Source organism: Streptomyces sp. NBC_00250 (genome assembly GCF_036192275.1).
Classification (GTDB): Bacteria; Actinomycetota; Actinomycetes; order Streptomycetales; family Streptomycetaceae; genus Streptomyces.
This window is the reverse complement of the sequence record NZ_CP108088.1, coordinates 8819071-8841338: the sequence shown is the minus strand read 5'-3', so window position 1 is coordinate 8841338 and position 22268 is coordinate 8819071. Positions and strand designations below refer to the sequence as shown.

The following is a 22268-nucleotide window of genomic DNA, read 5'->3' as shown; positions in this document are numbered from 1 at the left end:
GGAATGCCGCAGATGCCGCCCGCCGTGCAGCCCGAACCGATATCGGCCGACCCGCCGCACCGCACGGACCGCACCCTGCTCACCCAGTCCTGGCTCGACCTCGCGTTCCTGCACTGGGCTGTGGACCCCGCCGACGTCGCCCCGCTCCTGCCCGCCGGTACCGTCCCCGACACCCTCGACGGCGTCACCTACGTGGGCCTGGTCGCCTTCCGGATGCACCGGGTCGGCTGGCTCCGGCTCCCCGGGATCCCGTACCTCGGCACCTTCCCCGAGACCAACGTCCGGCTCTACTCCGTGGACGGCCACGGGCGCCGTGGCGTGGTCTTCCGCTCCCTCGACGCGTCCCGCCTGATCCCCGTGACCGTCGGACGGTGGGCGTTCCGGATCCCGTACGTCTGGTCGAGGATGAGCGTCCACAGCGACGGCTCCACCGTGACGTACACCAGCAGGCGGCGCTGGCCCGGCCCGCGCGGGGCGCGCAGCGCGATCAGCGTGGAGGTCGGCGAGCCGGTGGAGGAGCCCACCGCGCTGGACCACTTCCTGACCGCCCGCTGGGGCATGCACAGCTCGTTCCTCGGGCGGCCGCGCTATCTCCCGAACACCCACCCGCGCTGGCCGCTGCACCGCGCCCGGCTCCTCGACTGCGACGAGACGCTGCTCGCCGCCGCCGGTCTGGAGCGGCCGCTCGGCGCGCCCGTGAGCGTGCTCTACTCGCCGGGCGTCCCGGTGCGCTTCGGTCCGCCGCCCGGCGAACCGCGGGTCCTGCCGATCCCCCGCCCACGGGCCGGCGGCGGATGACCCGCGGTCCCGCCTCAGTGCGGGGCGATCGCCGCCTCCGCCGCCGCCTTGATCCGGGCGCCGAAGCCGTCGGCGTCCTTGCGGGCGGCCGCGAGCGCCAGGCCCGCGAGGAGTTTGCCGAGGCCATGGCCTTCGAGCACGTTGTAGATCCGGACCTGGGTCCGGCCGTCGGTGAGCGGCTCCAGGTCGTAGCCGCCCTCGCTCGCCGTCACGAGGTTCTTGGACACCTCGGCCCACCGGATCTTCACGGGGGCTTCCAGGGCCGTGATGCGGAACTCCCGGCCGGTCTTCATCCCGGCGTCCTTGACCGTGCTCCGGAAGACGGTACCGACGGCGGTCGGACTGTCCGGAATCCGCTCGATCCTCAGGACACGGGGGCTGAACTCCGGATCGTTGCGCCCGTCGGCGAGGAAGGCGAAGACCTCACCGACCGGCCGGTCGACCTCGAACGTCGCTTCGAACTGTCCACTCGTCACGACCCCATGTGACCACCGGTCGCCCCGCCCGGCGAGCCGTGTTCCCCCAGTCGGTACCTCTCCCCCGCTGTCAGTCGGTACGTTTCCACCGTCCCCGCTCAAAGAGGAGTGCTTCGATGGCCGCGACCTGGACATCGTTGTCATGCCCGATGGTGAGGGTGAAGCCGTGTCCCGTGGGGCCGTCGGGCTCGTCCGTGCGCAGGACGAGACAGGCCGCGGAGCAGTCGGGGTCCGGGTTCATCGCGTCGGACCCGTCGAGTTGGCGGGAGGTCGGGAAACGGATGTCGTAGGTGTCCATCGCGGTGACCCGCGTGATGTCAGTGGCGAGAGGCGGGGCAAGTAGACATCGGGTGTTTCTCGGACCTTGAGAACGGCCCTTGAGAACGGCATCACGAAGGGCATGCCAAGGAGCGAGCACTCCCCTGGGGGTGCCCGCCCTCGTCGTACCTCAAGGGCGACGAAGGTGGAGGGAGGAGTCGAGCGGGCAGGTCACAGCACGCTGTCGAGCCAGCGGACCACATTGGAGATGTGGATCGTCGCCCAGGCCTCGGCCGTGCGCGCGTCGCGAGCGGCGAGGGCGTCCAGGATCGCCCGGTGCTCGGAAAGGGTCCGGGCCACGGCCGTCTCCTCGGTGATGCCGCGCCACAGGCGCGCCCGCACGGTGGCCCCGGAGATGCTGTCGAGCAGCGAGCACAGCAGCGGGATTCCCGAGGCCGCCGCGATGCGCCGGTGGAATTCCAGGTCACTGGCGACGAGTTCGTCCAGGCTCGGCGCCGCACCGAGCCGGTCGAGGAGCTCGCCGAGCTCCCTGATCTCGTCCTCGGGGATGCGTTCCGCCGCGATGGCGGTCGCCGCGGGCTCCAGGATGCCCCGTACCTTCAGGGCCTGGAGCGCCTGGTCGTCCTGGTGGAAGTCCAGGACGAACGACACCGCTTCGAGGAGCAGCGGCGGTTCGAGGCTGGAGACGTACGTCCCGTCGCCCTGCCGTACGTCGAGGATGTTCAGCAGGGACAGCGCCTTCACCGCCTCGCGCAGGGAGTTGCGCGACAGGCCCAGTTCGGCGGCGAGGTCGGCTTCCTTGGGCAGCCGGTCACCGGGGCGCAGCGCACCGGAGACGATCATCTCCTTGATCTTCCCGATCGCCTCGTCCGTGACTGCCAAGGCGTCCTCCTGTGCGCGGCCCAATACATCGGATGTGTCTGCTGGTCGTCAGCCTACTCCAGGGGGTGCCACGGGGCCGACCGGCTCGTCGTCCGGCCGGCTCCCCTGGCCGCGGACCGTCGTCAGCGGGCGTTCGGGCCCACGTCCGCCGGTGTCAGAGGGCGGCGGACCGGTGTGGCCGTCGCGTACTCGTCCGCGCCGACGTCGCGCAGACTGCCGCGCGGGTCGCCGTCGATGTCATGGGGGACCGGCGGCTGGGCCAGTGTGGCCGCGCCGATCGCCCGGCTGGTGCTCGACAGCCGGTACACCCCGTCGGAGCCCTGTACCAGCCGGGGGTCGGCCCGTACGAACCCGCCGGTGGGGATGTTCCCGTCCGCCGCCGCCCCGAAGAGGATGTTGCCCTGCCAGGTGAAGCGGACCGTGGTCGCCATCTCGACCAGACTGCCGGTCTGGCCGACCAGCAGGTTGTCGGCGACGGTGACGTCGCGGGGTTCGTGCGGGCGGTGGCTCTCGCCCGAGAGTGCGCCGCCCGCGTTGTCGAAGAAGGTGTTGTGGGCGATGAGGACGCGGTCGGGTGCGTCGTTGCCCCGGCGTGCCTCGGCCGATTCGCCGGGGAGGTGGTCGCGTTCCGTGCCGCTGCCGATCACCATCGGGCGCCCGGAGAGGCCGGCGAGGTAGTTGTTGACGACGACGTGGTCGTTGCCGTAGATCCGTACGCCCTCCTCGCCGCCGATGAGGTAGTTGCCGTCGACCCGGGTGCGGTTGCCGTGACGCAGGACGATGCCGCCGAGGCTGTCGCGGACGGTGTTGTAGCGGATGGTGTTGTCGGAGCTCTTCACGGAGATGGCCTCGGGGTCGCCGTTGGCCCGCTCGAACAGGTTGTACTCGACGAGCGCGTGCGCGCTGGACAGGGCACGGGGGCTGACGCCGAGGCGGATCGGTTCGCCGCCGTTGGCGCCCGCGAAGCTGTGGTCGGAGAAGTGGTTGCGGTGGACGTGCACGCCCTGGGCCATGGCCTCGGTTCCGGCGCCCTCGATGCCGAGGAAGATGCCGAGGGTGGTCTTGCCGTGGAAGTGGTTGCGGTCGATCACGGCCTCGTCGCCGCGCACCATGACCCAGTGCAGGCCCTCGATGTCCGCGAGCTGGAAGTCGTTGCGGGTGAGCCGGATGTACGTGCAGGTAGGCGGGATGTCCAAGGTGGTGCTCTGGCGGAAGGAGAAGCCGCTCACGGTCACGTTGCTGGACGCGTCGAAGACGAAGCTCCGCTCGCCGCGCAGCACGGCGCCGCCCCGTGACGCGGCGACGATGGTGATCGGCGCGGTGCGTGAGCCGTTCTTGCCCGTGACGGTGACCGGCTTGGCGGCGGGGACGGTGTAGGTGCCGTTCGCGACGACGATGCGGGTGCCCGGTCCCGCCGCGTCGATCGCGTCCTGGAGGTCGTCCAGGGAGCCGACGTCGACGGTGGGACCGAGGGGGCGCGCGGGCTTGCGCCGGGCGGCGCTCGCGTACGCCGGGGCGGAGAGGGGCAGGACGGCGGCGGCCGCCCCTATCGCGGTGCCGGTGAGGAACGTGCGTCGTTGCATGGTGCCTCCGTGGTCGGTCGGATGAGTGGTACGCGTACGGTGCGTCACATCGAGGCGCCGGGCCCGGACGGGTCCGTCAGGTGGAGCTCGATGACGGGCACGGGTGTGTCGGGCCGCCGCACCGGGAGCCGGAGCGTGAGGGTGCCCGCCGGCTGGCCGCCCATCTGGGTGTTCATCGCCTGGCGGTCGGGGGCCGGCGGTTCCCGGACGATCTCCGAGGCGTCGTTCAGGAGCTGGGCGTACCGCACCCGGCCCGCGAGGCCGGGCAGGTGCAGATGGCACAGCGGCCAGGCGAAGAGGTGGACGTAGAGGCGGTCGCCGCGCTGGGTGTACCGGCAGTCGGCGGGCGGGGTGTACGGGGAGGGGCCGCAGCCGCGGACGGACCGTTCGTGCAGGTCGGTCCAGCGGCCGATCTCGGCGAGGGCGGCGGTGTCGCGGGGGTCGAGATCGCCGCGGCCGGTGGGGCCGACGTTCAGCAGGAGGTTGCCGCCCTTGGAGACGCCGTCGACGAGCATCCGGATGAGGAGGTCGGGGCTCTTGTGGTCGAGGTTGTCGCGGTCGTAGCCCCAGCTTCCGTTGAGCGTCTGGCACGCCTCCCACAGCACCGGGCGGCCGTCGACGGTCATCGGGGCGGAGGGCTGGTACTGCTCGGGTGTGACGAAGTCTCCGGGGAGGCCGGCCCTGTCGTTGACCAGGATGTGCGGCTGGAGGTCGCGGACCATCGCCATGAGGCGCGGGGAGTCCCAGTCGTCGGGACCCTTGCCGCCCCACCATTCGCCGCCCGCGTAGGAGAAGTCGAAGAAGAGGTAGTCGATCCGTCCGTAGTCCGTGAGGAGTTCGCGGACCTGTCCGTGCAGATAGTCCTGGTACGCGCGGATGTCACGGTCCGCGGCCGCTGCCTTGAACTCCTCGTCGTCGCGCTGTGGGTGCGTACCGTCGACGGGGAACGACGGGTGGTGCCAGTCGATCAGGGAGTGGTAGAAGCCGACCTTGAGGCCTTCGGCGCGGCACGCCTCGACGAACGGGCCGACCAGGTCGCGGCCGTGGGGCGTCTTCGTCACCTTGTAGTCGGTGAGCCGGCTGTCCCAGAGGCAGAAGCCGTCGTGGTGCTTGGTGGTCAGGACGACGTACCGCATGCCGGCGGCCTTCGCCGTCCTCGCCCACCGGACCGGGTCGTAGCGGTCGGGGTCGAAGTGGTCGAAGTACACCTGGTACTCCTCGTCGGTCATCTTCTCCCGGGTCTTCACCCACTCGTGGCGTGCGGCGAGGGAGTAGAGGCCCCAGTGGACGAACATGCCGAAGCGGTCGTGGGTGAACCACGTCGTGTCGGGCGAAGGGGGCGACGCGCTCTCGGCGTCGGCGCTGGTGGTGGTCATGGGGACATCGTTCCTGTATGTCGGGAGGGGAGGGAGGCCGGCGGCGCCGTCAGGCCGGCTCGTGGACGTCTTCGCGGAGGCGTACGTCAGGGGCGACGCGGGCCAGGTAGCCGCTGTCGTCGCGGCGGGTCAGACCGCACGCCAGGTACTGCTCGTGCAGTCGGGCCAGCGCGTCGCGGTCCAGCTCGACGCCGAGACCGGGTGCGCGCGGGACGGTGATCGCGCCGTCGACGAAGCTCCAGGGCGTGGTGACGACGTCGTCCTCGGGCCGTTTCCAGGGCCAGTGGGTGTCCAGGTCGTGGGTGAGGGCGGGGGTGGCCGCGGCGAGGTGGACCATCGCGGCGAGGCTGATGCCGAGGTGGGAGTTGGAGTGCATGGACATCCCGATGCCGAAGTGGTGGCAGCAGGTCGCGAGATGCTGGGTGGCCTTGAGGCCGCCCCAGAAGTGGTGGTCGCCGAGGAGGACGCCGACGGCCCGCGCGGGGACGGCCTCGGTGAGGTGCTCCCAGGTGACCACGCACATGTTGGTGGCCAGCGGCATCGGGGCGACGCGGGCGAGGTCCGCCATCGCGGGGATGCCGGCGACCGGGTCCTCCAGGTACTCCAGTACGCCTGCCAGCTCGTCCGCCACCCGGGCGGCGGTCGCCGGGTCCCAGCTCGCGTTGGGGTCGAGGCGGAGCGGATGGTTCGGGAACGCCTCGCGCAGGGCCCGGATCACGGCGACCTCCTCGTCCGGAGGGAGTACGCCGCCCTTGAGCTTGAACGAGCGGAAGCCGAACCGGTCTGCCAGGAGCCGGGCCTGCGCCACGAGTCCGGCGGGGTCGAGGGCCGGCCCCCACTCGTCCGGCTCGTGGCCCGGGTGCGCGGCCCACTTGGCGAACAGATAGCCGCAGAAGTCGATCCGGTCGCGGGTGGCGCCGCCGAGGAGGTCGGACACGGGCCTGCCGAGGTGTTTGCCCTGGAGGTCGTGGCAGGCGACCTCGAACGGGGAGGTGACGCTCGCGAGCGTCTTGGCCGCCCCGCCGTCCCCGATGAGGCCGTGGGCGTCGCGGGCGACCCGCCCGCCGACGGCGTCGACCACCCTCCGGGACAGTTCGTTGAGGTCGAAGGGGTCGAGGCCGGGCAGCACGTCGGCGACGCCGTACAGCAGTTCGAGGTGGGCGGAGTCGCCGTAGCTCTCGCCCAGGCCGTACGCGCCGGTGTCGGTCCTGACCTCCACCACCGCGCGCAGGGCGTACGGCTCGTGGACGCCGACGGCGTTGAGCAGCGGCGGGTCGGCGAAGGCGACGGGGGTGACGACGACGGAGGTGACCTTCACGACCCCACCGCCACGGTGCTCCTGGCCCCGGCGCCGGGAATGTTCGCGAGGGCGCGCCGTCCCCGGTCGAGCAGGTCCCGCAGCTGGTCGACGTGGTCCGGGGAGGCGTCCACGAGGGGCGCTCTGACGTGGCCGACGTCGAGCGAGCGCAGACGGGCTCCGGCCTTGACGAGGGAGACGGCATAGCCGGGGACCTGGTCGCGGAGCTCGGTCAGCGGCAGGTAGAACTCGGCGAGGAGGCGGCCGGTGGTGGCGGTGTCGCCGGTCGTGAAGGCCGTGTGGAAGGCGCGGGCGATGTCGGGGGCGAAGCACAGGACGGCGGAGGAGTAGTCGCGGATTCCGATGGCCCGGCAGGCTCCCGCGCTGACCTCGGCGGTGGGGAGGCCGTTGAGGAAGGCGAAGGTCTCGGCTCGGGGGTGGCCGCTGGTGCGTACGGCGGTGACCATGCGCGCCATCAGGTCCAGGTCGCCGTTGCCTTCCTTGATCCCGGCGACCTGGGGCACGGAGAGCAGGCGCAGCGCGGTGGACACGGCGATTCTGGCCAGGCCGCGCCGGTACACGAGGACGGGGAGGAGGCCGGAGCGTGCGGCGGACTCCACGTACGCGAGGTAGCCGTCCTCGGTGCCGCCGACGAGGTACGGGGGCAGCAGCAGGATCCCGTCGGCGCCCGCGTCCGACGCGGCGGCGACCGCGGCCTTGGCGTTGCCGAGGCCTCCGCCGGCGCCGGCGAAGACGGGCACGCGGCCGGCGACGACGCGTACGGCGTGCCGCACGACCTCGGCGTACTCGGGGGCGCTGAGGGAGGAGTACTCCCCCGTGCCGCAGGCGACGAAGAGCGCGGCCGGGTCGTGGGCGAGCTGGTCCTCGATGTGGTCGGCGAACACGCCGGTGTTCACCTCGTCGTCGGGGGTGAACGGCGTGAGCGGGAAGGACATCAGGCCGGACGGGATCACGGGAAGTGGTCCTTTCGAAAGGTCGGGTCACCCCTTGAGGGCACCGCTGGACAGACCGTGGACGAAGGAGCGCTGGAAGAAGAGGAAGACGATGACGGACGGCAGCAGGGCGAGCAGCGACGCGGCCATCACCACGCCGGGGGTGACGAGGGGGTCGACCCGCAGCGTGCGCAGGGCCAGCGGCAGGGTGTACGAGGAGGAGTCGGTGGCCACGAGCAGGGGCAGCAGGTACTGGTCCCAGATCATGGTGAAACCGAAGACGCCGATGACGCCGAGCGCGGGCTTGCACATGGGGAGGATGATCTGGGCGAAGATCCGCAGGTCTCCGGCGCCGTCGATGCGTGCGGCCTCCTCCAGTTCCTTGGGGACCTCCTTCATGAACTCGGTCATGACGAGGATGGAGAACGCCCAGGCGCCGACGGGGACGATCATGCCGGCGAGGGAGCCGATCAGATTGATGTGGACGACCGGCAGGTCGGCGAGGATCACGGAGAGCGGGATGGCCAGGATCTCCTCGGGCAGCATCAGCGTCGCCAGGATCGCGACGAACACCAGCGTCATCCCCCGGAACCGCTTCCTGGCCAGGGCGTAGCCCGCGAGGACGGAGACGGCGACCTGGAGCAGCAGCCCGAAGCCGACGACGAAGAACGAGTTGAGGAGGTACTTCAGGACGCCCTGGTCGAAGGCGACGGTGAAGTTGTCGACGGTCGGGTCGGACGGGACGACGCTGAGCTGGGTGGGGTCCTTGACGTGGTTGAACGCGCTGACGAGCAGGGCGAGCAGCGGTCCCGCGAACACGATGAGGACAAGGAGGTACGTGGCGACCTTCAGGACGCGGCCGCCTGCGCTCCGGCTCTCGGTGAGGCCCAGCGCGGTCTCGGTCGGCGCGCTCATTCGTTACCCCTCCGTCGGAACAGGTGGACGCCGACCGTCAGGAGCAGCGTCGCCAGGAAAAGGAGGACCGCTCCGGCGGCGCCGACGCCGAGCCGGTTCTGTTCGAGGCCCAGCTTGTAGATGACGGTCATGACGACCTCGGTCGAGCCGTCGGGGCCGCCGTTGGTGAGCAGGAAGACCTCGGTGAAGACGCGCAGGCCCCGGATGGCTGCGAGGATGAAGAGGATGGTGAGGACGGCGCGCAGGCCGGGGACGGTCACATGGCGGATGCGCTGGAACCTGGACGCACCGTCGACCTTGGCGGCCTCGTACAGGCCGCGGTCCACTCCGGCGAGACCGGCGAGGAAGATCATCATGTCGTAGGGAGCGCCCCGCCAGATACCGGTGAGCATGATGGAGACCATGGAGGTGTCGGGGTCGTTGATGAATCCCGACGGGCCGAACCCCACCAGGCCGAGGAGGGAGTTCAGCATGCCGTCCTCGGTGGGGTGGTACATGATCCGCCAGAGTTCGGCCACGACCGCGATCGGCACGACGACGGGGAGGAAGGCCGCCGAGCGGACGAAGCCGAGCTTGCGGCCCTGTCCCTCCATGAGGAGGGCGAGGGCGAGGCCGAGGAGCATCGAGCCGAGGGTCTGGCCGACGGCGAGGACGACGGTGTGCCAGGCGGCCTCGCGGAAGCCGTCGGAGGAGAGCACGGTGGCGTAGTTCTCGCCGCCGACCCAGCGGTTGCCGAGGTAGGGCTGGACGTCCTGGAAGGACATGGTCAGCGCGCTGGCCATGGGGATGAACTTGAAGTAGAGGAAGAGGATCAGGGCGGGGGCGAGGAAGAGCCACGGCGTCCACCACGTGCCCGTGCGGCGGTTCCTGAGGCGACGGCTCGTCACGTGGCCGTTCCTCGGGCGGCGGGAGGCGGGCGGCCCGCTTCCTCCTGTCGCGGACGGCGAGCCCGGCCCGCCCGCTGCGCGCGGGGTGGAGCCGGTCGCCGTGCCGGCGGCCGACTTCACCTGGTCGACGCTCGTCATCCGGCGATTCCCTGCTCCTGGAGGATCGCGGCGAGTTTGGTGTCGAGCTCACGCAGCTTCTCGCCCAGGTCGAGGGAGCAGTCGGCCATCAGTGCGTTGACGGTCTCGGCGGTGGTCTGGCGTACCGGGGTCCAGTTGGGGATGGAGGGGGCGTAGCGCCCGGAGGAGCGGTAGACGTCGGCGTACGTCTTCCAGCGCGGGTCGGGGCGGACCTCGGTGACGTCCACCGTCTTGTTCACGGGGAGCTGGACGGTGGAGCCGTCCTCGCCCTCCATGCCGAGCTTCTGGCCCTCGGCGGAGATGGCGTAGCCGGCGAAGGCGTCCTGGCCTGCCTTGTTCTCCGAACCGGCCATCAGGTAGACGGAGCCGCCCTCGGCGAGCACGGTGGCGTCCTTCGGCCCCTTGGGCATGGGGACGACCTCGTACTTGTCCTTGCCGAGGGACTTGTCGAAGCGGGGCATGAGGTAGGGGCCGACGACGAACATGCCGGCCTTGCCCGCCTCGAACGTCTCGTTCGTCGGCGGGGTGTCCATGGTGACGGCGCCGGGCTGGACGACCTTCGTGTCGCAGCCGAGGGCGCGGAACCACCGCATGGCCTCCGTCGACTCCTTGCCGCTCATCGACGGCTTGTACTTCCCCTGGCCCGACGGGGTGATGAAGTCTCCCCCGGCGGCCCAGAGGAAGTTGGAGAAGTACCAGGAGGCGTAGCCGCGTTTGGTCGACAGCGGGGCGGCGAGGCCGTAGGTGTCCTGCTTGCCGTTGCCGTCGGGGTCGCGGGTGGTGAAGGCGGCGGCCATCGCGGCGAGGTCGTCCCAGCTCTGCGGGGCCCGCAGCTTCAGCTTCTCGCGCCAGTCCTTGCGGATGAGGAGGGCGCCGGCCTGGGCGGAGTACGGTATGCCGTACTGCTTGCCGTCGACGCTCTTGCCGGAGTTCAGTCCCTGCTCGACGAGGTCCTGGCTGCTCTTGATCTTGCTCAGGTCGATCTCCCGGAGGAGGCCCTGGCTGTGCATCGCGCCGAGCTGGGTGACGTCGTTCATGACGATGTCGGGCAGCTTCCGCTGGGCGGCGCGCTGCTGGAGCTTCGTCTCGAAGTCGTCGAAGATCGCCGTGACCTTCACCTTGTGCCCGGTGGCCTTCTCGAAGCCGTCGACCAGCCTCAGCGTCGCCTTCTCACCGGGTCCGCCGGGCGTCGTCCTGGTCCACAGCTCCAGCTCCGCCTTGGAGTCCTGCTCCGCGTCCACCCCCGCAGGACCGGACGTACAGCTCGTCAGGGCCAACGCCGAGGCGAGAAGACCCGCACCGATCCATCGCGTTCTCTGCATGACAACTCCTGTTCGCCGCCCTCGGCAGCTGGCCAGTAAGCGCTTGCCGGGGACGCTAACGCTCGGCCGAACGAGGGTCAATAGTCCGATGACTGAAAAGAGTTGAGGCGAAGAAGGGTGTGCGGCGGCGCCTCCATGCCGACTCACTCATTACCCGCTTGAGCAGTAAGAGAGCGGTGTCGGAGGTGAAGCGCTTCACCTCGGTGGCGGGAGCGCTCCCGTCGGGGCGCGACTCAGGCATCGACCAAAGCTCCGATGTCTGAGTGCGCATGGAAGGTCTGGGCGTTTGAATCAGGCCACGCCCGGTGTCGCCGCTACGCGCGGGTCGCGGCCCCGGCCGGTTCGACGGCGTGCCGCAGGGGCTCGCCTCGTACCAGTCGCCGCAGTTCGTCGCGTACGAGTTCGCCGAGGCGGGCGCGTTCCCTGCCCATGGCGCCGGCGAGGTGCGGAGTCAACAGGACGTTCGGCAATGTGAACAGCGGCGAACCGGGGTCGGGCGGTTCCGGCCAGGTCACATCGAGTACGGCGGTGAGGTCGGGCCTGGCGCGGAGCACACCGATCACCTCGGGCTCGTCCAGAACCGCACCACGGGCCGTGTTGATCAGGGTGGCGCCTTCAGGGAGCAGCGACATCAGCCGTTCGCCCACGAGACCTTCGGTCTCGGGCAGCAGCGGGGCGTGGACGCTCACGACGTCACACGCCGCGAACAGGTCCTCGATGCCGGTCAGTCGGACGCCCAGCATCCGGGCGGCGGCCGGGTCGATCACGGGGTCGCAGGCGAGGACCTCGACGTCGAAGTGCCGGAGGTGCTCCGCGACGAGCCGACCGATCTCGCCCAGGCCGAGCAGGCCCACGCGGGAACCGTAGCCCCCGGGCACCACGGGGTTGTGCGGGAAACGGCGGCTGACCGCCACCTCGCGACCGAGGCGATGGACCTGCTTCAGGCCGAGCAGGATCTGGGCCAGGCCGAACTCGGCGACCGGGACGGCGTTGGCCCTGGCCGCGGAGACGATCGGGATGCCCCGGGCCCAGAACTCCGGCGGCGTCAGATGCCGTACCGAACCGGACGCCACCATCACCGCGCTCAGCCTAGGCGCGTGGGCGAGCAGCTTCGCGTCGAGCACAGGCGCTCCCCAGCCGGTGAGCAGCACGTCGACCCCTTCCAGTACACCGGGGTCCCTGAGGAGGGCCTCCCGGGTGAGCGCGGGAGCGTGCCGGCGTGTCAGGCGTCCGATGTCCTCCAGGACGTGCGCCGGATAGACATCGGCTCTGCGCTCCTCCTCCATGACCAGTAGGGCGTTGAGCATCGTCGTCGCAGCTGCCATCGGCTCGGCCTCCTGGGGTGTGGCGGTCTCGGCGGGCCACACGATACATCGGAGGACAAACCTGATCGCGTCGAAGGACTGGACAAAAGTTCGCCCCATTGCTTGCATTCCTGAGTCGATCCCGAATCAATACATCCGATGTCTATCGTGAAGGTTGACGGGTATGCGCGTAGGAGGGTGGGGGAAGCCGCGGCGGAACGCCTCGCGGTCCTGGACGGGGCCGGTGGGCTCCTGGACGCGTCCGGCATCGCCGACGACATCGACCGGAGCGGAGATCCCGGCCGAGCCGGTCGTGATCATGAAGGACCCGTGGACGGTCACGGGGCCGTGTTACCTGAGCCGGTTCATGGTGCTGCACCCCGGGGACGTCATCAACACCGGCACCCCGGCCGGCGTGGCCCTCGGTCGTCCCGAACCCCGGCCGTACCTGCGGCACGGCGATGTGGTGCAGTGCGGGATCGACGGGCTCGGGACCATGCGCCAGACGTTCCGACAGGCCTGAGAGGAGACGTCCATGCGGTTCACCCGGGACGACCGGCTGCTCTTCGTCGGCGACTCCGTCACGGACACCCGCCGCGACCGCGCGGATCCCACCTCGCTCGGCGAGGGATATGTACGGATGATCGCCGAGGCGCTGCCCTTCCCCGCGACGGTCGTCAACAAGGGACTCGACGGAAACCGGGTCCACGACCTGGAGGCGCGCTGGGACACCGATGTCCTCGGGCTCGCCCCCTCGGTGGTCACCGTGCTGATCGGCATCAACGACACGTGGCGCCGCTACGACCGCGGCCTGATCAGCCCGGTACCGGAGTTCGAGGCCTCCCTCGGCCGCGTGCTCACCCTCACCGCGAAGACGTGCGCCGCGCGCCTCTTCGTCATGACCCCGTTCCTCCTCCCGGTCTCCCCGGAGCAGGAGAGGTGGCACGAGGACCTCTCGCCCCGCACGGAAGCCGTTCTGCGCACGGCCGCCGCTCACGGTGCGACGGTCGTCCGCACGGACCTGGCGCTGCTCGGCGCCGCCGGGGTGCACGGCGCGGCGGCCCTCGCCCCGGACGGCGTCCACCCGAGCCCGCTCGGTCATCGAGTCCTCGCGGACGCGTGGCTGGCGGCGGCCGGAGCGGGAAGGGAAGGGGGCCCGCCTCGTCTGAGAGGCTGTGAGCATGACTGACATGCCCCTCTGGCGTCGGCCCACCCGTAGCGGCTGGCGCATCGACGTCGACGAAGCCCGCACCCGCGCCGATGTGATCGACGCGGCCGGCAGCGTCCGGGCGTCCGTCCCCATCGAGCCGGTCCAGCACTTCACGGGCTGGTTCGCCAAGCGCCAGAACGCGGTCGTGAGCCGTGCGTTCGAGGCCGACGGGCCGTCGCTACCGGCCCGTGAGCCGACCGCGATCTCACTGCGTCCGCACGACCCGGGGGCCTTCGTCAGCGACGGTGCCGACGACGGGCGTCGCCGGGAGAAGACCGGGCGGGCCGCTCTCCACGGCCGGAACTACGCCTTCCAGCACACGGACGGGCAGAGAGCGGACGCGACGCGGGACGGCGTCCGCATCGCGTCGTTCGTCAAGCACGGCTTCCGCCCGCGGGACGGGCACGTCAGCCGCGACGATCACCTTCCTCTGGACGAGACCGACGAACTGGTCCTCACCGTATTCGAGAAACTGCTGAGGCCCGGACGCCCCGGCGCCGTCTCCGACCTGCTCACCGACCTGAGCTGATCGGCTGCGAGCAGGGCCGGAACGGGGACTGACCGGGGACGCGCGTCAGGGGCAGCTGATGCGGGCGTCACCCGGGTCCGTGGTGCAGGTGTCCGTACCGGCACCGCCGTTGGCGGTGTCGTTGCCCAGGACCCCGTCGGTGGTCGTGAGACGGTCGTTGCCGTAGTAGCCGGTCAGGGTGTCGTTGCCCGCGCCGCCGTTCAGGGTGTCGTCGCCGAAGCCCCCGTCGATGTTGTCGTTGCCGAAGCCGCCGTGGGCGGTGTCGTTGCCGTAGCTCGCGCGGATGGTGTCGTTGCCGCCGAGGCCGCAGATCACGTCGTTGCCGAAGCCGCCGTTGAGGGTGTCGGCGCCGCTGGTGCCGATGATCGTGCACGCGCGCGCGTTGTTCACCGAAGTGGTCGCGGAGGCGGTGTTGTTGGAGGGCATCGGGTCCAGGGGCGAGCCGCTGACACCGACCGAGTCGGTGAGTGTGCCGACGGCCCGGGGTTCGGCCGTCACCGTGACGATCGCGCTCGTGCCCGGGGCCAAGGAGCCGAGGGCGCAGGTGGCACCCGTCGTGGTCGTCGTACAGGTGCCTTGCGAGGGCACGGCCGAGATCAGGGTCGCGCCGGCTCCGGAGAGCGTGTCCGAGAGCGAGACGCCGGTCGCGGTGGCCGTGGACGCCGCGGAGTTGGAGACCGTCACCGTGTACGTCGCCCGGTCTCCGATGCTCACCGTGGTCGTCCCGGCCTTCGTCACCGACAGATCCGCCCTCGGCTGGGGCGGAGGCGTACCGTCACCGCCCTCGTAGCGGGCGAGGGCGAAGGAGAAGCCCGCCCCGTACCCGGCCGCGACGATCTTTCCGTCGGGCTGGACGAGCACGCCCCGGGCCTCGTCGAAGTCGTTGAAACCGGTCACCACGAAGCCGTCGCCGCCGAAGCCGGTGTCCACCGAGCCGTTGGGGTTGAGGCGGGCCAGGCCGAAGTCGTTGGCCTCGGAACTGTTCGGGTCGTCCGCGCGTCCGGCGAGCACGATCTTGCCGTTCTGCTGGAGCGCCAGACCGTACGCGATGCCGCCGTCGCCGGGGGCGTTGACCGAGGTACGGCCGCCCGTGGCGAAGCCTGCGTCGGGAGTGCCGTTGGCGTTGTAGCGGAGGGCTGCGAAGCCGAGTCCGCCGGAACCGGCGGCGACGATCTTTCCGTCGGGCTGGACGGCCACGGCGTTGCCGAACTCGGTGCCGCCGAAGTCCGCGGTCACCATTCCGTCACCGCTGAAGGTGCTGTCGAGGGTTCCGTCGGTGTTGTAGCGGGCCACGCCGATGTCGAAGGCGGTGTTGCCGACGTAGCCGACCGAGACGATCTTGCCGTCCGGCTGGAGGGCCATCCCGCGGGCGATGCCGCCGCCGTCCTGGGGCGAGGTGGGGGTGAAGCCCGCGACGACCGCTCCGTCGCCGCCGAGGGTGGGGTCGAGGCTGCCGTCGGTGCCGAGGCGGACGAGCGCGAAGCCTCCGCCGCCACCCTTGCCCGCGGCGACGATCCTGCCGTCCGGCTGGACGGCCACGTCCGCGCCGTCCGCGGATCCGCCGAACTCCTCGACGCGCACCAGGCCGCCGTCGCCGAAGCCCGTGTCGAGGCTGCCGTCGGTGTTGTAACGGGCCACGGAGAAGAAGCAACAGCCGCCGCCCTCCTCCGCGATCACCTCGGTGGTGCCCGCCACGACGATCTTCCCGTCGGACGGCTGGATCGCGACGGCGTTGGCGGTGTGCCCGCCGCCGCCGAAGTCGCTGGTCACCGTGCCGTCCCCGCTGAAGGTGGTGTCGAGGGCGCCGTCGGTGGTGTAGCGGGCGAGCGCGAAGCCCGCTTCGCTCACCCCGACGACGACGAGCCTGCCGTCGGCCTGCCGTGCGATGTCGTGGCCTTCGGCGTACCCGGTGATCGGGGTCGTCACCCGGCCGTCGGGACCGAACGTCGGATCCAGGTCGCCCGGGGCCGCGAGCGCGGTGCCGGGCAGCGCGAGGACGAGCGCCATGCCGAGCACGGCCGGCACCCCGGCTCTTCCGCCGGGCCTGCGACGCCGTTCCGCCGGTCTCAGCTGTACGTGGGTCATCTGCGTACGAACCTCCGTCTTCGTGGTGTACGGGGAGCAGCGCACAGCTTCGTGCCGGAGTGCGCCCCGCCCCGGCGGGCCGTGCCGAACTACGCTCACCGGCCCTCCGGAACCACTCCCGCGAGGGAGCGCACGGGGAGTGATCGACCCCTGTGTCGGGGCGCCGCGCGGACGGTGGTGCGGTGGTTGCCCCTGAATCGGCCATGTGATGGCGCGAACTGATCCCCTGATGTGGTGTCAGGGATGGTTCAGGGGGAAGCCGGGGTGGTCCCTGGCGAAGCCGGCCGGTCGGGAGGGCAGAATCGAAGAAGTTGATCATCGCCTTCCCCGAGGAGTTCCCATGCGCCGTTCCTCGTCCCTGCCGCTCTGTCTGTCGCTTGCCCTCGCCGCCGCGATGACCTTCGGCGTCGCCGCTCCCGTGCTCGCCGCCGGCGGGGACAGCGGGCACGGCCCCGGTCCCGGCCCTGCCGCCGCCGACCTGGACCGCGCTGCCCTCCGCGAGGCGATCACCGTGCGCCCCGAGGACGGGACCGCAGGTGTCCTGGCGGAGGTGCACAGGGGCGGAGAGGCCTGGCGGGGGACGTCGGGAGACGTCGTCACCGGGAAGCGGCTCAGCCGTGACGCCCACTTCCGGATCGGCAGCATCAGCAAGCCCATGGAGGCCGTGATCCTGCTCCAGCTCTCCGCCGAGGGCCGCGTGGACCTGGACCGGAGTGTTCAGGACTATCTGCCGGGGCTGCTGCCGGAGAACCTGTTCAAGGAGCCGGTCGGCGTACGGCAGCTGCTCGACCACACCAGCGGCCTGCCCCAGGAGTTCGAGGGTGCCCCGGCCTCCTCGTCCCCGGACGCGGACATCGAGCGCCGTCTCGACTACGTCACCTTCGACGAGGTGATCCGGCAGACGCTCCGCCCCGAGGGCAGGCAGGCTCCCGGCCCGCACTTCAGCCCCGGCACCCGGCAGGAGTACAACTCCTTCGGCTACCGCGTCGCCGGAAAGCTCATCGAGGAGATCACCGGGCGCTCCTTCCAGCACGAGGTGACGGCCCGCATCCTCGAACCGCTGAAGATGCGCGAGACGCGGGCCACCGTGCCCGGCCGCAGCACGCCCGTGCCCCGTCCCTACCTGCCCGGCTACCAGCCGGGGAGCGACGGCGAGCTGGTGGACGTCAATGTGCAGGGCGGGCTGCCCGCGAGCATGACCTCCACCACGGGCGACCTGGACCGCTTCATCAGAGGCATGTTCGACGGCCGACTGCTGCGGCCGGCCCAGGCCGCGGAGCTGTTCGCGATACCGACGGGCCCCGACGGCAAGCCCCTGCCCTACGCCGACACCTCGAACTGCAACACCGGGCCCGCCAAGGGCACGGCCTGCTTCAGCGTCGGGCTGATGTACACGCCGCTGCCGGACGGCTCGATCCTGTGGGGCAAGACGGGCTCGGACATGGGGTACCGGAGCGGTGTCTTCGCCACCCGCGACCTGAACCTGCGCGCGGTCTACGCGACGGGCACCTCGCTCCCGTCCGGGAACGGCGGCCCGGCCGTCGCCCAGCGTCTCGTCGGCGCCCTGTTCGCACGCTGAAGGTCCGGTCCGAAGGGGAGGATGCCCACCGTGCGAGGGGGTGCGGGCCGTCGTCCCCGGCAGCGGGGGCGGCTCGGACACCGCGTACCCTCGCATCGGAAACGGCCACCGGCCTCGCCGGGTGCAGGACGAGCAAGGCCGGTAGGGCGAGTAGGGAACGGAACATGACTCAGGTACGGGGGCAGGGGGCGGAGCCCGGTGGGGACGAGCAGGACCGGGCGGCGACGGTACGCGTCTTCATCGCCCTCGCTCCGCCCGACGAGGCGAAGGACGAGCTGGAGCGGGTACTGAGCCCCGCTTACGACGCGTATCCGCAGATGCGGTGGAACCGTATCGAGGACTGGCACATCACCCTGGCCTTCCTCGGGGAACTGCCGGTCGCGACGGTGCCCCTGCTTCGGTCGCCGCTCGCCGACCTCGCGGCGTCCCGGGAGCCGGTGGAACTGGCGCTGCGGGGCGGCGGGCATTTCGACGAGCGCGTGCTGTGGAGCGGCATCGACGGGGACCTCGAAGGCTTGCACCGGCTCGCCACCGACGTCCGCACGGTGGTCAAGGAGTGCGGTGTCCCCTTCGAGGACCGGCCGCTGCGCCCCCATCTGACGCTGGCCCGCGCCCGCCGCGACGATCAGTCGAGCGTCGTGGACGTGGCCGCCGGGCTGGCCGGCTTCACGGGTCGCCCCTGGCGGGCCGAGCGGCTCCACCTGGTCGGCAGCAACTTCGGCCGCGGCCCGGGGCCGATCCGGTACCGCGACATCGAGGCATGGGCGTTCGGCGGGCGCTGACGTTTCCCTGATGCCGCATCGCCCGGTGTCCGTGGTTGCGAGGATGCCCGCCGTGGAGACGAGACTGACGCCTGTATCACGACCTGACAGGCGCGCGACGACCGACAGCGGCGCGGCTGTCGGCGGGGGCGGCCCGCCGCTCGGGGCCACCGCCGCTCGAAGCGGTGTCCACCAGCGACTCGGACGACGAGCCACGGTGAGCGCTGAGGTCGAGTCCTGGTGTCCGCCGGCAGATCAGTCGTGCGGCGATTCGCCGACAGCCGACCGACGCCCCCCGACGGAGGCGGTCAAGGCGTCTGCCACGATCGCCGCATCCGCCTCCGCGACATCCGCCGGGTATTCCGGCAGCAGATCGTCCCAGACGGGCATCCATGATCCGAACAGTTGGGTCTGTCCCTCGGGCCGGGCGAAGAACCAGATGTGCAGGTGTGCGCCTCCGTCTCCGATGCGGTAGACGTGGGCACGCGAGATGTGCGGCAGTGCCTGCACGTGGCGGGCGATGTGTGTGGACAAGACACCCAACTCGGCTGCCAGCTCGTCGGGCAGGTCCGCCATGTCGTAGTGCTCGATCGGATGCAGCATGAGCACCAGCGGCACACCGACTCCCGTGATCCGCGTGAGCCGCCAACGGTCGTTGAACCAGATCCCCTCGCCTCGGTCACGGCACGAGTCGCAGTCCGACGGGTCCTCCCCGTGTCGCGGAGGCTCGGGCACCACTGGTGGACGCAGGGGCGAGACGCGCAGTCCGTCCGCTTCGAACGGGCTGATGGACCACCCCGTCATGCGCGCGAGCGGGAGCCGACGCTCACCATCGGCAGCGGCAAGAGCGTGGTCGTAGAACTCTTCGGGTCGCAAGGCCATGGCGCGAAGACTAGTTCGACATCGACACCGGGTGAGGACCGGGGTGGCCTGCCCGACCTGCGGGTTCGTTCCCGTCAATGGCCGTTCGGCCAAGCCGCGTTTGTACCAGGAGAGCACGAACGTTCCTGAACGCATCGGCTGACCTGGGGATTCACGAAACTCCGGTGACGGCGTCGAAACCGGTCGGCGGCCCCTGTGCGTGTTCCCCTGTGAAGTGATCGCTCCGGAAAGGGAATCACCTTGTCCATCTCAGGTTTCATCCCGTCCCGTCGCACCGCGCTCGGCCTCGGCGCCGGTGCCGCGCTCGCGGTCGCGTTACCGCTCGGCGGGACGGCGTACGCCTCCGCGCCCGGCGGGGACGACCTCGTCGCACGGCTCCGGGCGCTGGAGGAGCGGCACTCCGCGCGGCTCGGCGTGTTCGCCCACGACGTGCGGACCGGGCGTTCGGTGGCGTACCGCGCCGACGAGCGTTTCCCGATGTGCTCGGTCTTCAAGACCGTCGCCGTCGCGGCCGTGCTGCGCGACCTCGACCACGACGGAACGTTCCTGGCGCGGCGCATCCGGTACACGGCGGCGGACGTCGAGCGGTCGGGCTGGTCCCCCAGGACCGAGCTGCCGGAGAACCTCGCGAACGGGATGACCGTCGCCGAGCTCTGTGACGCCACGCTGCGCCACAGCGACAACACCGCGGCGAACCTGCTCCTTCGCGAGCTGGGCGGTCCGACGGCCGTCACCCGGTTCGCCCGGTCGATCGGCGACCGTACGACCCGGCTCGACCGCTGGGAGCCCGAGCTGAACTCGGCGGAGCCGTGGCGCGAGACCGACACCACGACGCCCCGCGCCATCGGCCGGACCTACGGGCGCCTCCTGCTCGGCGACGTGCTCCCGCGCCCGGACCGGGAGCGGCTCACCAGGTGGATGCTCGCCAACACCACCAGTGGCGAGCGGTTCCGCAAGGGCCTGCCGGCCGACTGGCTCCTCGCCGACAAGACCGGCGGCGGCCGGTACGGCGGCAACAACGACGCGGGCGTCACCTGGCCGCCGGACGGCGGGCCGATCGTGCTCACCGTGCTGACCACGCGGTTCCAGGAGGACGCGGCTCCTGTAAATCCCCTGGTGGCCGACGCGGCGGCGCTGGTGGCGACGGAACTCGGCTGATCTCTCCCGGAGATGGATCATGCCCGGAAAAGAGACCCGAATAAATAACTTGAGCGCCGCCCCGGGCTTTCCTAGGCTGTGGGCACACGCTGAAAGGAGGTGATCCGAGAACATGGTTTCTTTTCGGATTCGTGAGGTGACTGCGGGCTAACGGCCTGCCGTCGCACTCTGTGCACCTCGGCAGGTCATCTGCCGAAAACCACGCAGTCACCCGACCCGTGGGCCGCCGGTAATCCGGCCGGCTCCCGTCCGAACTCGAGCGGACGGGACCAAGGCCCACGGGTCGTCCGCGTTCCCGGCCGTCCCCGGATCCACCGATGTGGGCCGGATCACAGGGAACGTCCGGGCGGGACGGATCCTCCTCGGGGTGTCGGCGCGTTGCCGCGCCGGCCTCGGAACGGAGGGGAATCCCATGGCTGTCATCGACATCGAACGGTCCCGGACGATCACGGGCGGGCGGGCCGTCGCCGCGCTGCTCGCCGTCCTCGCGCTGGTGCACCTCTACTGGGCCACCGGCCTGACCTGGCCGGCCGCCGACGAGCGGGCCCTGTCGCTCGCCGTCCTCGGCAGCGTCGTGTCCTTCGGGCCGGCCGTGGTGCTGCCACTGGCGGCCCTTGAGGGGTTCGCCGCCTTCGCCGTCGCCCTCCGCGCACGCGGTGGCGGTCGTCGGCGCGGCATCCCGCGTCTGGTCACGGCTGCCGTCGCCGTCGGGATGCTGCTCCGCGGGGCGGTCGGCCTGGTGTGGGTCGTGGTCGGCAGGGGCGATTCCGGTGCGGCGTTCCCGTGGCTGAACGCCCTGGTCTACACACCCCTGTGCCTGGTCTTCGGATGGGCGGCGCTGCGTGCCGCCCGCTGACCCCGTCGACCGGGGCGTCGCGCTCGTCCGGGCCGCCCGGCGCGGCGACACCCTGGCCCTGCACGACCTGCTCGACCATCTCACCCCGTACATCGCCCGGATCTGCCGGCCCATCGCGCTGGACGACGGACCGGACGCCACGCAGGAGGCGCTGGTCGCGGTGTTCACCTCGCTGCGTTCGCTACGGGAGCCGGAGGCGCTCTACGGGTGGGTGCGGGCGATCTCCGTACGGGAGGCGGTGCGGGTGGCGAAGAGGGCGGGACGGGCGCGACCGGTCGAGCTCGCCGACGTACCGGAGCGGGGTGATCCGCAGCTGGCCGCCGACATCGACGACGTCCTGGCACGGCTGTCGCCCGCGCACCGGGCCGTCCTGGTGCTGCGGGACGTCGAGGGGATGGACGAGGAGTCCGCGGCGGCGCTCCTGGGAGTACCGCCCGGCACGGCGAAGTCCCGGCTGCACCGGGCCCGGCAGAGTTTCCGAAAGGCGTGGTCCGCGTGAAGGCGAGCGAAGAGGGCAACCGGGGCGACGAGGACAGGGCCGGCCTGCTGCTCGACGACGTGCGACGGTTGCGCGTCATGGTCGCCGGCGTCCGGGGCGCCCACCTCGTCGAGCGGGTGCTCCCCGAGCCCCTCCCCCGGGTCTGGCACGTGATGGGCGATCTGGAGGGCGGCTTCGGGGAGTTCCAGCCCGACATGCGTTCGGTCCGGGTCCTGCGGCACGAAGGCGACCGGGTGGAGGCCCTCGCCCGCAGCCGCTACGGGCTGCGGGCGCACTTCCACGGCGTGCTGCGGCCGGGCTGGTGCTGGCTGCAGAGCCGGTTCCTGGTGATCGGGATGGCGGCGGTGGACGAGGGAGGGCGGACCCGTGTCGCGCTCACCGGAGGCGTACGTGTCCCCGGGCGCGCGGCGCTGGTGCCGTTCGGCGCGCGCCGCGAACTGGAGGAGGCCATGACGCGCCTGGCCGGGCGGGTCTCGTGATCACCCGCAGCCCGCGCACG

The 22268-nt window shown here is 71.2% G+C and carries 21 protein-coding genes and 2 pseudogenes; 10 read left to right on the top strand and 13 right to left on the bottom strand.

What is annotated here, in order from left to right; translation table 11 throughout:
- Positions 1–3: 3 nt before the first annotated feature.
- A complete protein-coding gene (locus OG259_RS39815; protein WP_328946711.1) occupies positions 4–798 on the top strand; it encodes a YqjF family protein in 795 nt (264 codons plus the stop codon).
- Positions 799–812: 14 nt separating this feature from the next.
- Here OG259_RS39815 and OG259_RS39810 read toward each other — a convergent pair whose 3' ends face one another.
- From OG259_RS39810 to OG259_RS39760, 11 genes and pseudogenes are all read right to left on the bottom strand, one after another.
- Positions 813–1274, bottom strand: a complete 462-nt coding sequence (locus OG259_RS39810; RefSeq protein WP_328946710.1) for an SRPBCC family protein — start codon at positions 1272–1274, stop codon at positions 813–815.
- A gap of 106 nt (positions 1275–1380) precedes the next feature.
- Positions 1381–1572: pseudogene (locus tag OG259_RS39805) on the bottom strand (fuconate dehydratase); the annotation flags it as partial.
- 191 nt (positions 1573–1763) lie between these two features.
- On the bottom strand, positions 1764–2435 hold the full coding sequence (locus tag OG259_RS39800; protein ID WP_328946709.1) for a FadR/GntR family transcriptional regulator: 672 nt from the start codon (positions 2433–2435) through the stop codon (positions 1764–1766).
- 122 nt (positions 2436–2557) lie between these two features.
- Positions 2558–4018 carry a polysaccharide lyase 6 family protein gene (locus tag OG259_RS39795; RefSeq protein ID WP_328946708.1) on the bottom strand — a complete coding sequence of 487 codons (1461 nt, stop codon included), beginning with the start codon at positions 4016–4018 and terminating at the stop codon, positions 2558–2560.
- Between the two features lie 44 nt (positions 4019–4062).
- Complete coding sequence (locus OG259_RS39790; RefSeq protein ID WP_328946707.1) at positions 4063–5394, bottom strand: alpha-L-fucosidase; 1332 nt, start codon at positions 5392–5394, stop codon at positions 4063–4065.
- A 49-nt stretch (positions 5395–5443) separates the two neighbouring features.
- Complete coding sequence (locus OG259_RS39785) at positions 5444–6712, bottom strand: enolase C-terminal domain-like protein (RefSeq protein ID WP_328946706.1); 1269 nt, start codon at positions 6710–6712, stop codon at positions 5444–5446.
- Complete coding sequence (locus tag OG259_RS39780) at positions 6709–7665, bottom strand: 5-dehydro-4-deoxyglucarate dehydratase (RefSeq protein WP_328946705.1); 957 nt, start codon at positions 7663–7665, stop codon at positions 6709–6711. The genes OG259_RS39785 and OG259_RS39780 overlap by 4 nt, the downstream gene beginning before the upstream one ends.
- A 27-nt stretch (positions 7666–7692) precedes the next feature.
- Entirely contained in the window at positions 7693–8559 is an 867-nt protein-coding gene (locus tag OG259_RS39775; RefSeq protein WP_328946704.1) for a carbohydrate ABC transporter permease, read from the bottom strand.
- Entirely contained in the window at positions 8556–9584 is a 1029-nt protein-coding gene (locus OG259_RS39770) for a carbohydrate ABC transporter permease (protein ID WP_328946703.1), read from the bottom strand. Before OG259_RS39770 ends, OG259_RS39775 begins: the two co-directional genes overlap by 4 nt.
- Positions 9581–10906: a sugar ABC transporter substrate-binding protein gene (locus OG259_RS39765; protein ID WP_328946702.1), complete on the bottom strand. Its 1326-nt coding sequence runs from the start codon at positions 10904–10906 to the stop codon at positions 9581–9583. The genes OG259_RS39770 and OG259_RS39765 overlap by 4 nt, the downstream gene beginning before the upstream one ends.
- 314 nt (positions 10907–11220) lie before the next feature.
- Complete coding sequence (locus OG259_RS39760; protein ID WP_328946701.1) at positions 11221–12231, bottom strand: hydroxyacid dehydrogenase; 1011 nt, start codon at positions 12229–12231, stop codon at positions 11221–11223.
- A 331-nt stretch (positions 12232–12562) separates the two neighbouring features.
- Here OG259_RS39760 and OG259_RS39755 point away from each other — a divergent pair.
- The 3 genes and pseudogenes from OG259_RS39755 to OG259_RS39745 form a co-directional block, all read left to right on the top strand.
- Positions 12563–12733 (top strand): annotated as a pseudogene (locus OG259_RS39755) (fumarylacetoacetate hydrolase family protein); the annotation flags it as partial.
- Positions 12734–12745: 12 nt separating this feature from the next.
- Positions 12746–13399: an SGNH/GDSL hydrolase family protein gene (locus tag OG259_RS39750; RefSeq protein WP_328946700.1), complete on the top strand. Its 654-nt coding sequence runs from the start codon at positions 12746–12748 to the stop codon at positions 13397–13399.
- Entirely contained in the window at positions 13392–13949 is a 558-nt protein-coding gene (locus tag OG259_RS39745; protein WP_328946699.1) for a hypothetical protein, read from the top strand. Before OG259_RS39750 ends, OG259_RS39745 begins: the two co-directional genes overlap by 8 nt.
- 45 nt (positions 13950–13994) lie before the next feature.
- Here the strand turns inward: OG259_RS39745 and OG259_RS39740 are convergent, their stop codons facing one another.
- Positions 13995–16034, bottom strand: a complete 2040-nt coding sequence (locus OG259_RS39740) for a calcium-binding protein (protein WP_328946698.1) — start codon at positions 16032–16034, stop codon at positions 13995–13997.
- Positions 16035–16374: 340 nt separating this feature from the next.
- On the opposite strand from OG259_RS39740, the gene OG259_RS39735 reads away from it, so the two are divergent.
- Positions 16375–17613 (top strand): serine hydrolase domain-containing protein, encoded by a 1239-nt coding sequence (locus OG259_RS39735; RefSeq protein ID WP_328946697.1) that lies wholly within the window; start codon positions 16375–16377, stop codon positions 17611–17613.
- 164 nt (positions 17614–17777) lie between these two features.
- The gene (gene thpR / locus OG259_RS39730) at positions 17778–18395 is read left to right on the top strand and encodes an RNA 2',3'-cyclic phosphodiesterase (RefSeq protein ID WP_328946696.1); all 618 of its coding nucleotides are present in this window, start codon (positions 17778–17780) and stop codon (positions 18393–18395) included.
- A 234-nt stretch (positions 18396–18629) separates the two neighbouring features.
- Here the strand turns inward: thpR and OG259_RS39725 are convergent, their stop codons facing one another.
- Complete coding sequence (locus OG259_RS39725) at positions 18630–19256, bottom strand: hypothetical protein (RefSeq protein WP_328946695.1); 627 nt, start codon at positions 19254–19256, stop codon at positions 18630–18632.
- Positions 19257–19514: 258 nt separating this feature from the next.
- Between OG259_RS39725 and bla the strand changes: the two genes are divergently transcribed.
- The 4 genes from bla (at position 19515) to OG259_RS39705 (ending at position 22248) form a co-directional block, all read left to right on the top strand.
- Positions 19515–20414 (top strand): class A beta-lactamase, encoded by a 900-nt coding sequence (gene bla / locus OG259_RS39720; protein WP_443052161.1) that lies wholly within the window; start codon positions 19515–19517, stop codon positions 20412–20414.
- Positions 20415–20826: 412 nt separating this feature from the next.
- Positions 20827–21270, top strand: a complete 444-nt coding sequence (locus tag OG259_RS39715; RefSeq protein ID WP_328946693.1) for a DUF3995 domain-containing protein — start codon at positions 20827–20829, stop codon at positions 21268–21270.
- The gene (locus OG259_RS39710; RefSeq protein ID WP_328946692.1) at positions 21257–21769 is read left to right on the top strand and encodes an RNA polymerase sigma factor; all 513 of its coding nucleotides are present in this window, start codon (positions 21257–21259) and stop codon (positions 21767–21769) included. Before OG259_RS39715 ends, OG259_RS39710 begins: the two co-directional genes overlap by 14 nt.
- Positions 21766–22248, top strand: coding sequence for a hypothetical protein (locus OG259_RS39705; RefSeq protein WP_328946691.1), 483 nt, complete (start codon positions 21766–21768; stop codon positions 22246–22248). The genes OG259_RS39710 and OG259_RS39705 overlap by 4 nt, the downstream gene beginning before the upstream one ends.
- The last annotated feature ends 20 nt before the right edge of the window (positions 22249–22268 follow it).

Coding starts and splice junctions, on each gene's coding strand:
- OG259_RS39815 (WP_328946711.1), top strand. CDS start 4: ATGCCGCAGATGCCGCCCGCCGTGCAGCCCGAACCGATATCGGCCGAC.
- OG259_RS39745 (WP_328946699.1), top strand. CDS start 13,392: ATGACTGACATGCCCCTCTGGCGTCGGCCCACCCGTAGCGGCTGGCGC.
- OG259_RS39775 (WP_328946704.1), bottom strand. CDS start 8,559: ATGAGCGCGCCGACCGAGACCGCGCTGGGCCTCACCGAGAGCCGGAGC.
- OG259_RS39725 (WP_328946695.1), bottom strand. CDS start 19,256: ATGGCCTTGCGACCCGAAGAGTTCTACGACCACGCTCTTGCCGCTGCC.
- thpR (WP_328946696.1), top strand. CDS start 17,778: ATGACTCAGGTACGGGGGCAGGGGGCGGAGCCCGGTGGGGACGAGCAG.
- OG259_RS39740 (WP_328946698.1), bottom strand. CDS start 16,034: ATGACCCACGTACAGCTGAGACCGGCGGAACGGCGTCGCAGGCCCGGC.
- OG259_RS39735 (WP_328946697.1), top strand. CDS start 16,375: ATGCGCCGTTCCTCGTCCCTGCCGCTCTGTCTGTCGCTTGCCCTCGCC.
- OG259_RS39795 (WP_328946708.1), bottom strand. CDS start 4,018: ATGCAACGACGCACGTTCCTCACCGGCACCGCGATAGGGGCGGCCGCC.
- OG259_RS39760 (WP_328946701.1), bottom strand. CDS start 12,231: ATGGCAGCTGCGACGACGATGCTCAACGCCCTACTGGTCATGGAGGAG.
- OG259_RS39790 (WP_328946707.1), bottom strand. CDS start 5,394: ATGACCACCACCAGCGCCGACGCCGAGAGCGCGTCGCCCCCTTCGCCC.
- OG259_RS39750 (WP_328946700.1), top strand. CDS start 12,746: ATGCGGTTCACCCGGGACGACCGGCTGCTCTTCGTCGGCGACTCCGTC.
- OG259_RS39715 (WP_328946693.1), top strand. CDS start 20,827: ATGGCTGTCATCGACATCGAACGGTCCCGGACGATCACGGGCGGGCGG.
- OG259_RS39770 (WP_328946703.1), bottom strand. CDS start 9,584: ATGACGAGCGTCGACCAGGTGAAGTCGGCCGCCGGCACGGCGACCGGC.
- OG259_RS39765 (WP_328946702.1), bottom strand. CDS start 10,906: ATGCAGAGAACGCGATGGATCGGTGCGGGTCTTCTCGCCTCGGCGTTG.